We start from the raw sequence: 13809 nt of genomic DNA on the forward strand, positions 1-13809 counted from the left end.
GTGCGACTTTAGTGGAGCCGCCGCCAGAGGAACTCCAAAGTGACGGCCCACAATGTCGACGCCTGCTCGTTGTCGGCCGCGGCGCCGTGCCCGCCCTCGACGTTCTCGTAGTAGAGCGTCTCGTATCCGTGCTCCCGCAGCCTCGCGGCCATCTTGCGAGCGTGCGCGGGGTGCACACGGTCGTCGCGGGTCGAGGTGACGAGCAGGATCGGCGGGTAGGAAAGGCCGGGGCGGACGTTCTCGTACGGGGAGAAGGCGCTCAGGAAAGCCCAGTCGGCCGGATCGTCGGGGTCACCGTACTCGGCGATCCACGACTTGCCGGCCAGCAGCCGGGTGTAGCGGCGCATGTCGAGGATCGGGACCATGGCCACGATCGCGCCGAACAGCTCCGGATGTCGGGTGAGCATGGCGCCCATCAGCAGGCCGCCGTTGCTGCCGCCGAGAGCGCCCAGCCGGCCGGGGGCGGTGAGGCCGCGGGCGACCAGATCGGCGGCGACGGCCGCGAAGTCCTCGAACGCGCGGGGCCGGTTCTCCCGCAGCGCGGCCCGGTGCCAGGCCGGGCCGTACTCACCGCCGCCACGGATGTTGGCCACGACGTAGGTGCCGCCGCGGGCCAGCCAGGCCCGCCCGAACACGCCGCTGTACTCGGGGGTCTGCGGGATCTCGAACCCGCCGTACCCCTCCAGCAGTGTCGGGCCCTCCGCGTCGCCGCCGACGACGAAGTAGGGCACGCGGGTGCCGTCGGCCGAGGTGGCGAAGAACTGCCGCACCGCCATGCCGGCGGCGTCGAAGAACGCCGGCTCCCGCTTGAGGACCACGGCCGGTCCGCCGGCCGTGGCCAGGCTCAGCGTGGCCGGTTCGAGAAAACCTTCGGAGCAGATGAGGTACGAGTCGTCGCGGTCCGGATCGGAATCGGCGATCCAGGTGCTCGCGAAGCCGCCGGCGTCCGGCAGTGGCCGGCGGCGCCACTCGGGCTCGTCCGGGGTGAGGATCTCGACGTGGCTGCGGACGTCGGTCATGGTCACCAGGATCAGGTGGTGACGCGTCCACGTGGAGGAGCTGAGCGACGTGCGGTCGTCCGGGCGGAACAGGAGCGTCAGATCGCGGTCGCCGGCGAGAAAGCGTACGAAATCAATCGCCAGTAAAGCGCCCGCCGGGTGACCCAGCCACGGCGAACGGAGCTGAATCAGCATCCAGTCGCGGTGCAGGCCGTAATCGGCGTCCTCCGGAATGTCGATCCGCACGAGCTCGCCGGAGGACAGGCGCAGAAACTCCTGGCTGCGGTAGAAATCGAGATGGCGGCTGACGAAATCGCGCTCGAATCCGGGTGTGGTGTCGTGCCAGGCGCCCACCGAGACATCATCGTGCTGCCCCTCGAAGACCAGCTCGGCCTCGGCGAGAGGGGTGCCGCGCCGCCAGCGCTTGACGACGCGCGGATAGCCCGACGAGGTCAGCGAACCGGGCCCGAAATCGGTGGCGACATAGAGATTGTCGGCGTCGATCCAGCCGACGCGGCTCTTCGCCTCCGCCAGCGTGAAGCCACCGTCCACGAAGGCGCGCCGCGTCAGATCGAATTCGCGCACCACGACGGCGTCGGCGCCACCGCGGGAAAGACAGACCAGGCAGCGGTCGTACGAGGGTCGCAGCACCGTGGCGCCGCCCCACGTCCAATTCTCACCCTCGGCCCGATTGAGCGCGTCGACGTCGAGCAGCACGTCCCATTCGGGCTCGTCGAGCCGGAACTGCTCGGCGGTCGTACGCCGCCACAGCCCGCGAGGATGGTCGGCATCGGTCCAGAAGTTGTAGTAGAAGCCGTCCCCGCGCCATCCCGGCATCGGAATGCGCTCCTTGCTGTCGAGCACCTCCCGGATCGCCTCCCGGAGCCGCCCGTCACCGCCGAGCACGCCGAGCGTCTCCGCGTTGCGTTCGCCGACCCATCGAACGACATCAGGCCCGTCAAGATCTTCGAGCCAGATGTACGGATCGTCAGGCACCCGTCCACCTTCGCACGCCGTACTACCCTTCCGCCATGGTGTCGTTCCGGACCATGGTGAGCGCGAGCTACCGCCTGTTCCTGGTGTTCGACCCGGCCTACGACGAGCCGGCCGAGTTCGAGATCGCGCTCAGCGCCGCCCGCGCGGGCACGGTGGGCTGGGCCGACGGGGTCGTGGCGGTCAACACGGAGCAGGACCTGGCCCGGATCGCCCTGGACATCGAGATCCTCCCCGCCCCGCCGCCGCCGGCCATGACCTTCGGGGAGGGGCGCCTGCTGGTGCCGACGGGAACCCTGGCCGTCGACAAGTCGGTCGAGGAGGAGTTCCTCCGCGGTGTCGCGCTCCCGCCCGGTCCCGGCACATACGGCGCGAGGCTCCTGGCTTCCGGCCGGGAAGAGATGCGGCGGGGACACGCGGAGGCGTTCGCGCCCGGCTTCACCTACGAGAGCAGCGCCGCGGTGATGGAAGGCCTGGCGGGGGTCGAGCACTACCGGCTCCAGCTGTGGCACATGAACTCGGAGCCCGACTGGACCGGCTAGCGTCTCCTCAGCCCCGCGAGAACGACCGCCAGCGTCCGGGCTTGAAGGTCCTCGTCCCATCGCTGGTGCAGTGCGCCCTGACAGAGGCTGACCAGCAGAGCCATCACCTCGGGCAGCTCGACCGTAGCGGCGACGGCCCCGTCGGCGTGGGCCCGGCGCAGCAGCGCGGCCACGGACTCCTCCAGGGGCCCGAACGCGTCCGCGAGTTCGATGTCGACCACGATCCGGCGTCCCGCGGCCTGGGCCACCGCGTACGCGAAGAAGCCGAAGAGATCCCGCCGCCCGGCCTCGGCGGCGAGTTGCTCCCGCAGCCGCTTCATGATCGCCACGAGCAGGTCCTGCTTGGTCGGGAAGTGACGGAACACCGTGCCGATCGCCACCCCGGCCCGCCGCGCCACCTCCTCGGTGGACGCTTCCGGCCCGCCTTCGGTGAAGACCGCCTCGGCGGCCTGAAGGATCCGCACGCGGTTGCGCTGCGCATCGGCCCGCAGTATCAAAATGAGTCTCCACTCACTATTGTGGCTCGCATGACCCCCGCCGAGATCTTCCACAGCATGCGCGACCGCTGGCTGGCCAACCAGCCCACCTTCGACCCCGCGGTGCTGGCCGACGACGTGGTCGTCGAGACCCCGTTCGCCGCGCCCGGCCACCCCGCCCGCGTCGAGGGCAAGCACCAGGTCCTCGATTTCACGAGCAAAGGCCAGGCCGCTTTCCCCGTACGCTTCGACGACTGCCGCCACATCATCGTGCACCGGACCGCCGACCCCGAGGTCATCGTCGTCGAGTACGAGCTGGTCGGCACCCACACCACGACCGGGGTGACCGCGGCCGCCCCGTTCATCGCCGTCCTGCGGACCCACGACGGCAAGCTCGCCCACTGGCGCGAATATCAGCACACCATGGCCATAGCCCAGGCCGTCGCCTGACCCGGCCCTACTCGAACGCGAAGATCGGACGGCCCTCGGCGCGCAGGTGGCGCAGGGCCTCGAGAATCGAGTAGCAGTCGGCCAGGGCGTTGTGGGTGGACTCAGCCGGACCAGGTCTCCGCAGAGCGTGCGCCAGGCTGCCGGCGGCCAGGTGGGCGGTCACAGGCAGGGCCCGGTTGAGGTACGGCCGGACGTTCACGAACGGGGGCAGAGGCTGAGCGGGGGCGCGGTCCGGCGGTGACTGGAGGATCAGATTCTCGCCGAGGATGACCATGTCATTGCCGTACGACAAGGTGTAGGCCCCGTCGCAGAACTTGAGGAAGTCGTCGAGCGCGTCGGCGAACCCGACCCCACGCTCGGCGACGGCCTGCGCGGAGATCCCGGTGAGCTCCTGGAAATAGCCGGACAGCCGCGGATTACGCACAGGCCTGACAAGCGCGTCGAACTCGCCGTCCACGGTCAGAGCGGCATCGACCCGCAGGGCACCGATCTGAACAATCTCGCGGAACTCACCGGGCCCGGTCCATCCGCGTTCCTGCGCGCCGTCCCACGAGGTGAACTCGAGGTCGAAGATCACGATCACGGCCCGATGCTAGAAAACAAAGATGAACGACCACCGCCCAGACACGCGGGGCGTGGCATCCGCTGTCTTCGGAGCGATACCGAGCGCCGGTCGTCGCATCGAGATCGACGCGACGAACTCCAACGTCGCCGGGCGACTGCTCCGCGAGGCTTACGAGGCGACCGGCGGATCGTCGTGACCACCCGGCTGCCCGACCGGCGCCTGTCCAGCGCGCTGTTGATCGGAAGTGCCGGCTTCGCCAGCCCGGCGATCGGTGATCTTCCGGCCGTGACCAACAACGTCGCGGCTCTGGCCGCCGCGTTCACGGACCCCGACACAGGGGTGGTCGACGCCTCCCGTTGTCGTCAAGTGATCAATCCTCGGGCGCCCCAGGAAGTGGGCACCGCGCTGGCCGCAACGGTCAACGCGGCCGACGACACCGTGATCGTCTACTACAGCGGGCACGGTCTCCTCACGCCCAGTGGCAACTTGCATCTCGCGGTGGCCGATACCGATCCGGAGCACGTCGCCTATACCGCTGTGCCAGTGGAATGGCTGCGCTCGGCACTGGCCGAAAGCCCGGCCGACAACCGGATCCTGATCCTCGACTGTTGTTTTTCCGGCCACGCGGCCGCCGCGATGAGCTCCGTTCCCTCGGCCGTGACCGCCGCGATCGACATCAGCGGCACCTACACGCTCACCTCCGCGCCGGCCTATTCGACGTCGATAGCGCCGCCAGGGGAGAAGTTCACGGCTTTCACCGGTGAGTTGCTCCGAGTCCTCGGCGAGGGCGTTCCCGGCGCGGGCCGTCTTCTGTCATTGCGGGACATCTACACCGCACTCGTCCGCAGCTTGCGAGCGCGCGGCATGCCGCGCCCGCAACACCTGGGGACCGGCCTCGCCGACCACGTCGCGCTCGGTCCCAATCCCGCCGAACGCAACGGCCGGAAGCTGGCGGCCGAGGCGGCACCGCTCGCCCCGGACGACACTCCGGCCGACCGGGCGGCGCTCGAGAAGCAATTCCAGCAGGCGTTGGTGAGCGGCTACCAATCGATGAAACGCCAGATCAACTACAACGCGACCTACTACATCCAGATGATCTCCAACCTCGGCGGCCTCGGCGCGGCGCGGCAACTTCTGCACACCTCGAGCGTCTCCAGCGGGTTCACCACGCTCTGGGAGAAGGGCCGCCTCGACCTCACTGTCGAGGCGTTCGTTCTGCGTGAGCCTTGGTCGGCACTGTTCACTGAGGAAGAGCTGAGGATCGCAGGTGACCGGCTCGCCGAGTACGGATATCACCCCGGCTGAGCGCCGCGCCGTTTCATGGAGTCTGTTGTCTTTGGCCGACGGTGCAGTGGTAGCAGAGGTAGAGGTTGCCCTCGGATCTGTACCAGTCGTGGGCGCCGCAGTCCCTGGTGCCCTTCGGGGCCAGGGACTGCAAGGCGAAAGGCAGGTGGGTGCGCAGCCTGGTGCGCCAGCGGTAGCGGGGCATGGGGCTAGAGGGTGATCCAGTAGCGCTTCACGGTTTTGCCCTCGGTGGTGCGGATGTCCTCGAGGATGCCGCCGTTGGACTCGATCGTCCGGGCTGAGGGCTCGTTGGCGGGGTCGCACGTGACCAGGACGCGGTCGAGGCCCAGCTTGCGGGACTCGCCGAGCATCTCGGACAAGGCCCAGCGGGCCAGGCCCCGGCGGCGGGCCGAAGGGCGGACGCTGTAGCCGATGTGGCCGCCGTAATTGAGCAACTGGTCGTTGAGGGTGTGGCGCAAGGCTATGGCGCCCAGGTAACGCCCGTCCTCGACCACCCAGCGGTACGAGCAGTGCACCCAGCCCTCGGCGGCGGGGACGGCCGGGTCCTCCTCGGTCAGCAGGCGCTGTACCCAGGTGGCGAAGCCGGCTTCGGTGTTCACCTCGTCGGTGGGGCGCAGGCCCGCCCCGTCCTGGTGGGTGCCGCGGCCGAACTCGTCGCGGGACTCCAGCCAGGACGTGTGCAGGCGCGGGGTCGGGGCGATCAACTCGGGCATGGGCCGAGCGTAGGTCACGGGGTGGCGGACAACGTCAGCAGCGTCTGGATCTGGGCCTGGCGGCGGGCCGTGGCCGTCTCGGCCAGGGCCCGGGCGGGTGGGTAGGCGCCGGACGTGGTCTCCATGCGGGCCGTCTCGACCACGTTGCCCAAGTGGCCCAGCAGCAGGCTCACAGCCGTACGGTCGAAGGTCTTGGAAGAGCGAAGCTCGGCTATGTCGGACGGCCGCAACATGTGCAGGGCGCCGTGGCCCTCGTGCGACGTGGAAGGGGCGGTCAGGGGCTGGCTCCAGCCGAGCAGCCAGCGCTGCATCTGGGCCAGCTCCTCCTGCCACTGGGCCTGAAGCTCGGTGGCCAGGGATTTGAGGCGCGGGTCGGTGGCGCGTTCGGTGGCCAGGGCGGTGACCGAGGAGCCCTCGGCGATCTGGGACATGCCCATCTGGAGGTACATCACGTCGGTGCTGTTGAAAGCCGCAGCCGGCGGGCCGGTCTCCGGCTGCGCACCGCAGCCGGAGACCAGCAGGATCGCGACCAGTGCGGCCTTGGCTAGTTTCGCGCCCACAGGGCCGGCACGTTCGGCGGCTCCCAGCCGGCGAGCGCGGTGTGCGCCTGGCGGCAGGTGTAGGAGACGCCGTTGTAGGTGACGACGTTGCCGGGGGAGTACGCGGTGCCGGCGCGCCACGTTCCGGTGGCCGGCGGCGTGGTCGTCGGCGGGGTGGTGGGAGGCGTGGTGGTCGGGGGAGTGGTGGGAGGTGTGGTCGGCGGGGTGGTGGGCGGTGTCGTGCCTCCGCCGCCGATGTTCAGGTCGACGCAGGCGTAGAACGCCATGGCCGTGTCGGCGACGTTCCACCGGGCCAGCACGGTCTGCCGGCCGGTGAAGCCCTTCATGCCGACCGTGTGGGACTTGGTGGCGCCGGGCTGCGCGCCGCCGTCGTTGAAGGACGCCAGCAGCGTGTTGCCGATGAAGTACTCCCACGTGCTGGTGGAGTGGCGGGCGGTCAGCACCCAGTTGAAGGTGACGTTCTGGCCGGCCGAGGCGGCCGGCCAGGCGCGGCTGTTGTCGTTGAGCACGGCGAAGCGGCTGCCGCCGCCGTTGCACTGCTTCGAGCCCTTGGGGGCCTCGACGCTCTGCGGCTCGTAGACGATGTCGCCGCAGTTCGCCACGGCGCCGCTGGCGCAGTTGGCCTGGCGGCTGGGCGGCGACGAGATGTAACCGTGCGCCGCGGCCGGGGACACCGCGACGAACAGGGAGGCGACCAGGGCTCCGACGGTCAATGCGGGGAGGGTGAATCTGCGTCTCATGAAGCACTCCTTCATGGGGGGATGCCGCCCAACTTAAGTTAAAGACTGTTAACAGTAAAGAGACCCATCGATTTCTGGTCCTTTAATTAAGCTGGTGAAAGAAGTCGCCGATTAACAAGCTCGTGCGCAACATCCATGACGTCCTCGACGCGCGAGCCGTGACGACCCTGTTCCAGCCCTTGATCGAGATCTCGACCGGGCGGCTGGTCGGTTACGAGGCGCTCAGCCGTGGTCCCGCCGGCACTCCGTGGGAGACTCCGGACGCGCTGTTCGAGGCGGCCCGGCGCGAACAAAGGGAGAACGAGCTCGACTGGATCTGCCGAGCGCTCGCCTATCGGGCGATTCTCGCCGGCGATCAAGATCCGAAGCTGACGTGGTTCGTCAACATGGAACCGTCGGCGGCGCGGATGGAGTGCCCGGCGGATCTCGCGCCGATCGTCGAACAGGCCCGTCATCGGCTGCGCGTGGTCACCGAGATGACCGAGCGGGCCATCGCGGGCGACCCGTCCGGCCTGCTGTCGGCCGCGGCCACCTGCCGCGACGCGGGCTGGGGAGTGGCGCTGGACGACGTGGGGGCCGACCCGATGTCGCTGGCGCTCATGCCGTTCGTCCACCCGGATGTGGTCAAGCTCGACATGCAGTTGCTGCGCGAGCCCGGTGACCGGCACACCGCCAAGGTGGTCGCCGCGGTCGCCGCCTACGCGGAGGCCAGCGGCGCCATCGTGCTGGCCGAGGGCATCGAGACACCCGAGCACCTGGCCATCGCCCGGACCATGGGCGCCACGATCGGCCAGGGCTGGTTGTACGGGAAACCGGCACCGCTGAAGGGCAGTGACCGTGCGGTGACGACGCTGCCGTTCATCCCGCCGCCGGCCCGGGACGACCGGACGCCGTTCGAGATCGTGGCCGCCCGGCGGCCGCTGATGCGCGCCACCAAGGAGCACCTGATGCCGACCAGCCGGCACCTGGAGGCCCTGATCGGCGACGGGCACGACGCGCCGGTGCTGCTGGCCTGCTTCCAGGAGGCGCGCCACTTCACGCCGGCCACGGCCCGCCGCTTCGCGCGGATCGCGGCCGGCAGCCCGCTGGTGGCGGCGCTGGGTCTCGGCCTGACGGCCGAGCCGGTCCCGGGTGTACGGGGCGCGTGCCTGGACTCCGAGGACACGCTCCGCGGCGAGTGGAACGTGATCGTGGTCGGCCCGCACCGGGCGGCCGCGCTGGTCGCCCGCGACCTGGGTGACACGTGCGCCGACGGCCAGCGCAGCTTCGATTTCGCGCTGACCCACGACCGGGCACTCGTCGTGGAGGCGGCCCGGTCGCTGCTGTCGCGGCTGGCGCCGGCGCAGAGCGCGGCCGGATCCCTTGCGACAGCAGCTGCAGCGCTGTAGCAGGTCAGGAGCGGCGGTCGAGGAACTCGTAGACGTCCTGCGCGTCGACGCCGGGGAACGTGCCGGGCGGCAGCGCGGCCAGCAGGTGTGAGTGCACGCGGGCGCTGGGCCAGGCGTTGCCGGCCCAGCGGTCGACCAGGTCGGCCGGTGGGCGGCGGCAGCAGCCGGGGTCGGGGCAGCGGGAGACCGTACGCCGGGTGGTGTCGCCGCCGCGGAACCAGCGGGCGTGCTCGTACGGCGTGCCGACCGTGACCGAGAACTCGCCCGAGCGCGTCGACTCGATGTGCACCGTGCACCAGTACGTGCCGGCCGACGTGTCGGTGAACTGGTAGAACGACGAATACGGGTCGTCGGCCTGGAAAATCGTGCGGGAGGCCCACTTGCGGCAGATCGGCTGGCCCTCGATGGCCCCGGTCACGTCGCGGGGAAAGCGGACCCCGTCATTCTCGTACGCCTTGTAGACGATCCCGTTCTCATGGACCCGGGTGAAGTGCACCGGGATGCCGAAATGATGGGTCGCGAGGTTGGTGAAACGGTGCGCCGCCGTCTCGTACGACACCCCGAAAGCGTCCCGGAAATCATCGATGGCCAGAGCCCGGTCGGCCTTCGCCTCCTTGAGGAAGGCGACCGCGAACTTCTCCGGCATCAGCAGCGCCGCCGCGAAGTAGTTGGCCTCGACCCGCTGCCGCAGGAAGTCGCCGTAGTCGGCCGGCTCCGGATGCCCGAGCACGAAATGCCCGAGCGTCTGCAGCACCACCGCCCGCGGGTCGTGTCCCTTGCCGCTGGCCACCTGCGGCAGGTAGATCCGCCGGTTGTTCAGGTCGGTGACCGAGCGTGTGGAGCCCGGCAGGTCGTTCACGTAGTGCAGTGAGAAGCCCAGTTGCGCCGCGATGTCGAGGATGCCGCGCTGCGACAGCGGGCCGGTGGTGTGCTTGATCGGCCGCAGCACCTGGGCCGCGGCCTCCTCGATCTCGGCGAAGTAGTTGTCGCGCTCGCGCATGTTCACCCGCAGCTGCGCGTTGGCCCGCCGGGCCACCTCGGGTGTCGCGCTCTGCTCGGTGAGCAGCCGATTCAGCTCGCGATGCAGGCCGACCAGCGACTCCAGGGCGTCCGCGGGCAGCCTGCGGCCGCCGCGGACCGGGGGCAGACCGGAGCTTTCGTACGCCGGTGAGCGCTGGAAATGGGCCAACTCGATCTCCAGGCCGGCCCGCCGGCTCGGGGCCTCGGCCCGCAGCAGCTCCTGCATGCCGACGCCGAGCGCGCTCGCCAGGGCCTGCAGGACCGACAGCTTCGGCTCGCGCTTGCCGTTCTCGATCAGCGAAAGCTGGGACGGGGCCCGGCCGACCGCCTCGCTGAGCTGCTCCAGCGTCAGGTTCTTGCTCTTGCGCAGGTGGCGGAGCCTCTGGCCCAGCATCACGAGGTCGACCTCGGTGGGCTCAGTGGAAGGTGAAGCGGTCACGCGTTTGACGCTAACAGAAATTCCACGTTTCTTCTCGTCACAAACGCCTTCAGTGGCCTTGGCAAAGTGCGCGACAGTCAAATTCTTCCACCGAGAAGCACGCGACAGGGCACGGAAGGGACTTATCACCATGACTGATCAGCTGACCGAAGTTCGTGGCGGTACCGCATCGGACCTCACTCGGGCATGGGCCGGCGATCCCCGGTGGCTGGGCGTCAAGCGCAGCTACACCGCGCAGGACGTGGTCAAGCTGCGCGGCAGCGTCCAGGAACGGCACACCCTGGCCGAGCGCGGGGCCCAGCGCCTGTGGGAACTGCTGCACAGCGAGGACTACATCAACGCGCTGGGCGCGCTCACCGGCGGGCAGGCCGTCCAGCAGGTGCGGGCCGGCCTCAAGGCCATCTACCTCTCCGGATGGCAGGTCGCCGCGGACGCCAACCTGAGCGGCAACACCTATCCCGACCAGTCCCTCTACCCGGCGAACTCGGTGCCCGCGGTCGTCCGGCGCATCAACAACGCGCTCCTGCGCGCCGACCAGATCGACACCGCGGCCGGCCGGCACGAGCGCGACTGGCTGGCGCCGATCGTGGCCGACGCCGAGGCCGGCTTCGGCGGCCCGCTCAACGCGTTCGAGCTGATGAAGGCCATGATCGTGGCCGGCGCGGCCGGCGTGCACTGGGAGGACCAGCTCGCCAGCGAGAAGAAGTGCGGACACCTCGGCGGGAAGGTGCTCATCCCGACCTCGCAGCACATCCGCACCCTCAACGCGGCCCGGCTGGCGGCCGACGTCCTCGGCGTCCCGTCGCTGGTCATCGCCCGCACCGACGCCCTCGCGGCCGACCTGCTGACGACCGACGTCGACGAGCGCGACAGGCCGTTCCTGACCGGCGAGCGTACGGCCGAGGGCTTCTTCCGGGTGCGCAGCGGCCCGGACGCCGCGATCGCCCGCGGTGTCGCGTACGCCGACTACGCCGACCTGATCTGGGTCGAGACCGGCAAGCCCGACCTCGAGTTCGCCCGCTCGTTCGCCGAGGCGGTGCACAAGGAGCACCCGGGCAAGATGCTGGCGTACAACTGCTCGCCGTCGTTCAACTGGAAGCGCAACCTCGACGACGCCGACATCGCCCGGTTCCAGAAGGAGCTCGGTGCGATGGGCTACAAGTTCCAGTTCGTCACGCTGGCCGGCTTCCACGCGCTCAACCACTCGATGTTCGAGCTGGCCCGCGGCTACGCCGAGAGCGGCATGACGGCGTACGTCAAATTGCAGGAGGCCGAGTTCGCGGCCGAGGCCGACGGCTACACCGCGACCAAGCACCAGGCCGAAGTCGGCACCGGATATTTCGACGCGGTCTCGACCGCGCTCAACCCGGAATCGTCCACGACCGCGCTCAAGGGCTCGACCGAGACGGAGCAGTTCTGATGGCGAACGAAGAAATTACGATCACGGGTACGACCGAGGGCCGCTACAGCGAGATCCTCACCCCGGAGGCCATCGCGTTCGTCGTGGCCCTCGACCGGGAGTTCGGGGCGCGCCGGGTCCAGCTGCTCGAACGTCGCCGGCGGCGCCGGACGACCCGTACGGCCGAATTGGACTTTCTGCCCTCCACCCAGCACATCCGCGACGACGCGTCGTGGACGGTGGCGGCGCCGGCGCCCGACCTGCTCGACCGGCGGGTCGAGATCACCGGGCCGCCCGAGCGCAAGATGACGATCAACGCGCTGAACTCGGGCGCCAAGGTGTGGATGGCCGACTTCGAGGACGCCACCGCGCCGACGTGGGAGAACGTGGTCATCGGGCAGCTGAACCTGCGCGACGCGCTCGACGGCGACCTCGACTTCACGTCCGACGAGGGCAAGGAATACAAGGTCAACGGCTGGATCCCGACCATCATGGTGCGGCCGCGGGGCTGGCACCTGCCGGAATGCCACGTGCGCATCGGCGGCCGGGCGGTGTCGGCGACGCTGTTCGACTTCGGGCTGTACTTCTTCCACTGCGCGCAGAGGCAGATCGACCGGGGCTCGGGACCGTACTTCTACCTGCCCAAGCTCGAGTCGCACCTGGAGGCGCGGCTCTGGAACGACGTGTTCGTGTGGGCGCAGGAGACGTGCGGGATCCCGCGAGGGACCATCCGGGCCACGGTCCTGATCGAGACGATCACGGCGGCCTTCGAGATGGACGAAATCCTGTACGAGCTGCGCGAGCACTCGGCCGGTCTGAACGCGGGCCGCTGGGACTACCTCTTCAGCATGATCAAGAACCGGCCGGACGTGGTGCTGCCCGAGCGGTCGCAGGTGACGATGACCGCGCCGTTCATGCGGGCGTACACGGAACTGCTGGTCAAGACGTGTCACCGCCGCAACGCGCATGCGATCGGCGGGATGGCGGCGGTCGTGCCTTCGCGCGACCCGGTGGCGGCGAAGCGGGCGCTCAACCAGGTCCGGCAGGACAAGAGGCGCGAGGTGGGCGACGGGTTCGACGGGTCGTGGGTGGCGCACCCGGGGCTGGTGGAGACGTGCCGCGACGTGTTCGACCAGTGGCTGGGGGACGAGCCGCACCAGATCGTCCGCAAGCGTGAGGACGTCCAGGTGGGTGCGACCGAACTGCTGGACGTCAAGGCGGTGGGGGTCCAGGTCAGTGAGGTGGCGCTGCGCAACAACGTGAGCGTGGCGTTGCGTTACATCGCGGCCTGGCTCGGTGGGCGCGGCGCGGTGGCGCTGGGCGGGCTGATGGAGGACGCGGCTACGGCGGAGATCTGCCGGGCTCAGCTCTGGCAGTGGATAAACGCGAGCACGCCCACGGACTACGGGGTGCCGGTGAGCGCGGCGCTGGTCACGCGGATGCTGCGCGAGGAACTGGACGTGCTGAGCGAGACGGGGGCGCTGGACGAGGATTCGGCTCGCCGGTTCGGACAGGCTCGGACGCTGTTGACCGTGCTGCTGACCGAGCGGACGTGCCCGGAGTTCCTGACGTTGCCGGCTTACTTGCGGCACATGTCGGGTGGGGCGGCTGTTGCGCCGGAACCTACCGCTGAGGCTTCTGTCGCGGCCTAGGCGGTTGTTGAGGGAACGGCGCGGCCTGGCACCGGTCGCGCCGTTTCCGTGTGCGGCTTTGTGGGTTGGACTTGCTTGCGCGCGACGGCCGGGAGGAGGGGATGCCACAACAGACCCGTCAGGCTTGATGCTCTGTTGTGGCATCCCCTCCTCCCGGCCTTGGGTGGGAGCTGGTGGCGGCTGAGGGAAGGGTTGCTGACTGCTGTCTGGGTGGGCCGGGTGGGGGTCCCGTCTCGGCCGTCGTGGGAGATGTTCGCTGCCGCGCTGTGGTAACGGGTGGGGGAAGGTCACGCAGGCACGCTGGGTGGTGGGCTGGGCGGCAATTCCAGGCCGGTTGCGCGGGCTTGGGGGAAAGGCGCCGGTGGGCGCGGCTTAGTGACTCGGCTAATTGTGCTTTCGTACGCCATCGCGCCGCCCGATCCCGCCCGGCCGCACCCGGTCCCGCCCGGCCGCACCCGGTCCCGCCCGGCCGCACCCGGTCCCGCCCGGCCGCACCCGTCCCGCCCGGCCGCGCCACCCGATCTCGTCCGACCCCGCTCGCCCGCACCCGGTTCCGTCCGGCCGCGCCG

The 13809-nt window shown here is 69.7% G+C and carries 15 protein-coding genes; 7 read left to right on the forward strand and 8 right to left on the reverse strand.

All coding sequences use genetic code 11. The annotated features are described in order from the left end of the window. Positions 1–8 precede the first annotated feature (8 nt). Complete coding sequence (locus tag ACFY36_RS47960) at positions 9–1994, reverse strand: prolyl oligopeptidase family serine peptidase (protein WP_499752603.1); 1986 nt, start codon at positions 1992–1994, stop codon at positions 9–11. Positions 1995–2029: 35 nt separating this feature from the next. On the opposite strand from ACFY36_RS47960, the gene ACFY36_RS47965 reads away from it, so the two are divergent. Continuing rightward, positions 2030–2533: a hypothetical protein gene (locus tag ACFY36_RS47965; RefSeq protein WP_499752604.1), complete on the forward strand. Its 504-nt coding sequence runs from the start codon at positions 2030–2032 to the stop codon at positions 2531–2533. Here the strand turns inward: ACFY36_RS47965 and ACFY36_RS47970 are convergent. Then, positions 2530–2997 (reverse strand): TetR/AcrR family transcriptional regulator, encoded by a 468-nt coding sequence (locus ACFY36_RS47970; protein ID WP_499752605.1) that lies wholly within the window; start codon positions 2995–2997, stop codon positions 2530–2532. The genes ACFY36_RS47965 and ACFY36_RS47970 overlap by 4 nt on opposite strands. A 63-nt stretch (positions 2998–3060) precedes the next feature. Between ACFY36_RS47970 and ACFY36_RS47975 the strand changes: the two genes are divergently transcribed. Then, positions 3061–3459, forward strand: coding sequence for a nuclear transport factor 2 family protein (locus ACFY36_RS47975; protein WP_499752606.1), 399 nt, complete (start codon positions 3061–3063; stop codon positions 3457–3459). A 7-nt stretch (positions 3460–3466) separates the two neighbouring features. On the opposite strand, the gene ACFY36_RS47980 is transcribed toward ACFY36_RS47975, so the two are convergent. Then, entirely contained in the window at positions 3467–4042 is a 576-nt protein-coding gene (locus tag ACFY36_RS47980) for an exonuclease domain-containing protein (protein ID WP_499752607.1), read from the reverse strand. Positions 4043–4094: 52 nt separating this feature from the next. On the opposite strand from ACFY36_RS47980, the gene ACFY36_RS47985 reads away from it, so the two are divergent. After that, entirely contained in the window at positions 4095–4220 is a 126-nt protein-coding gene (locus tag ACFY36_RS47985) for a hypothetical protein (protein WP_499752608.1), read from the forward strand. Further along, positions 4217–5329, forward strand: coding sequence for a caspase family protein (locus ACFY36_RS47990; protein WP_499752609.1), 1113 nt, complete (start codon positions 4217–4219; stop codon positions 5327–5329). The genes ACFY36_RS47985 and ACFY36_RS47990 overlap by 4 nt, the downstream gene beginning before the upstream one ends. A 13-nt stretch (positions 5330–5342) precedes the next feature. On the opposite strand, the gene ACFY36_RS47995 is transcribed toward ACFY36_RS47990, so the two are convergent. From ACFY36_RS47995 to ACFY36_RS48010, 4 genes are read right to left on the reverse strand one after another with little or no spacing between them, the layout of a single operon-like run. Continuing rightward, the gene (locus ACFY36_RS47995) at positions 5343–5513 is read right to left on the reverse strand and encodes a hypothetical protein (protein ID WP_499752610.1); all 171 of its coding nucleotides are present in this window, start codon (positions 5511–5513) and stop codon (positions 5343–5345) included. A gap of 4 nt (positions 5514–5517) precedes the next feature. Further along, positions 5518–6042 (reverse strand): GNAT family N-acetyltransferase, encoded by a 525-nt coding sequence (locus tag ACFY36_RS48000; RefSeq protein ID WP_499752611.1) that lies wholly within the window; start codon positions 6040–6042, stop codon positions 5518–5520. Positions 6043–6056: 14 nt separating this feature from the next. Continuing rightward, entirely contained in the window at positions 6057–6602 is a 546-nt protein-coding gene (locus ACFY36_RS48005) for a DUF305 domain-containing protein (RefSeq protein ID WP_499752612.1), read from the reverse strand. Next, the gene (locus ACFY36_RS48010; protein ID WP_499752613.1) at positions 6587–7342 is read right to left on the reverse strand and encodes a lytic polysaccharide monooxygenase; all 756 of its coding nucleotides are present in this window, start codon (positions 7340–7342) and stop codon (positions 6587–6589) included. Before ACFY36_RS48010 ends, ACFY36_RS48005 begins: the two co-directional genes overlap by 16 nt. A gap of 122 nt (positions 7343–7464) precedes the next feature. Between ACFY36_RS48010 and ACFY36_RS48015 the strand changes: the two genes are divergently transcribed. Further along, entirely contained in the window at positions 7465–8730 is a 1266-nt protein-coding gene (locus ACFY36_RS48015; protein ID WP_499752614.1) for a sensor domain-containing phosphodiesterase, read from the forward strand. A 4-nt stretch (positions 8731–8734) separates the two neighbouring features. Here the strand turns inward: ACFY36_RS48015 and ACFY36_RS48020 are convergent, their stop codons facing one another. Continuing rightward, positions 8735–10189 (reverse strand): helix-turn-helix domain-containing protein, encoded by a 1455-nt coding sequence (locus ACFY36_RS48020; RefSeq protein WP_499752615.1) that lies wholly within the window; start codon positions 10187–10189, stop codon positions 8735–8737. Between the two features lie 130 nt (positions 10190–10319). On the opposite strand from ACFY36_RS48020, the gene aceA reads away from it, so the two are divergent. Both aceA and aceB read left to right on the forward strand, forming a co-directional pair. Next, positions 10320–11609 (forward strand): isocitrate lyase, encoded by a 1290-nt coding sequence (gene aceA / locus ACFY36_RS48025; RefSeq protein WP_499752616.1) that lies wholly within the window; start codon positions 10320–10322, stop codon positions 11607–11609. Next, complete coding sequence (gene aceB, locus ACFY36_RS48030; RefSeq protein ID WP_499752617.1) at positions 11609–13240, forward strand: malate synthase A; 1632 nt, start codon at positions 11609–11611, stop codon at positions 13238–13240. Before aceA ends, aceB begins: the two co-directional genes overlap by 1 nt. Positions 13241–13809: the final 569 nt, after the last annotated feature.

Source organism: Actinoplanes sp. NPDC000266 (genome assembly GCF_042899005.1).
Taxonomy (GTDB): domain Bacteria; phylum Actinomycetota; class Actinomycetes; order Mycobacteriales; family Micromonosporaceae; genus Actinoplanes.

Excerpts from the sequence above, each read along its gene's own strand:
- ACFY36_RS47965 (WP_499752604.1), top strand. The coding sequence starts at position 2,030 with ATGGTGTCGTTCCGGACCATGGTGAGCGCGAGCTACCGCCTGTTCCTG.
- ACFY36_RS47975 (WP_499752606.1), top strand. The coding sequence starts at position 3,061 with ATGACCCCCGCCGAGATCTTCCACAGCATGCGCGACCGCTGGCTGGCC.
- ACFY36_RS47995 (WP_499752610.1), bottom strand. The coding sequence starts at position 5,513 with ATGCCCCGCTACCGCTGGCGCACCAGGCTGCGCACCCACCTGCCTTTC.
- ACFY36_RS48000 (WP_499752611.1), bottom strand. The coding sequence starts at position 6,042 with ATGCCCGAGTTGATCGCCCCGACCCCGCGCCTGCACACGTCCTGGCTG.
- ACFY36_RS48010 (WP_499752613.1), bottom strand. The coding sequence starts at position 7,342 with ATGAGACGCAGATTCACCCTCCCCGCATTGACCGTCGGAGCCCTGGTC.
- aceA (WP_499752616.1), top strand. The coding sequence starts at position 10,320 with ATGACTGATCAGCTGACCGAAGTTCGTGGCGGTACCGCATCGGACCTC.
- aceB (WP_499752617.1), top strand. The coding sequence starts at position 11,609 with ATGGCGAACGAAGAAATTACGATCACGGGTACGACCGAGGGCCGCTAC.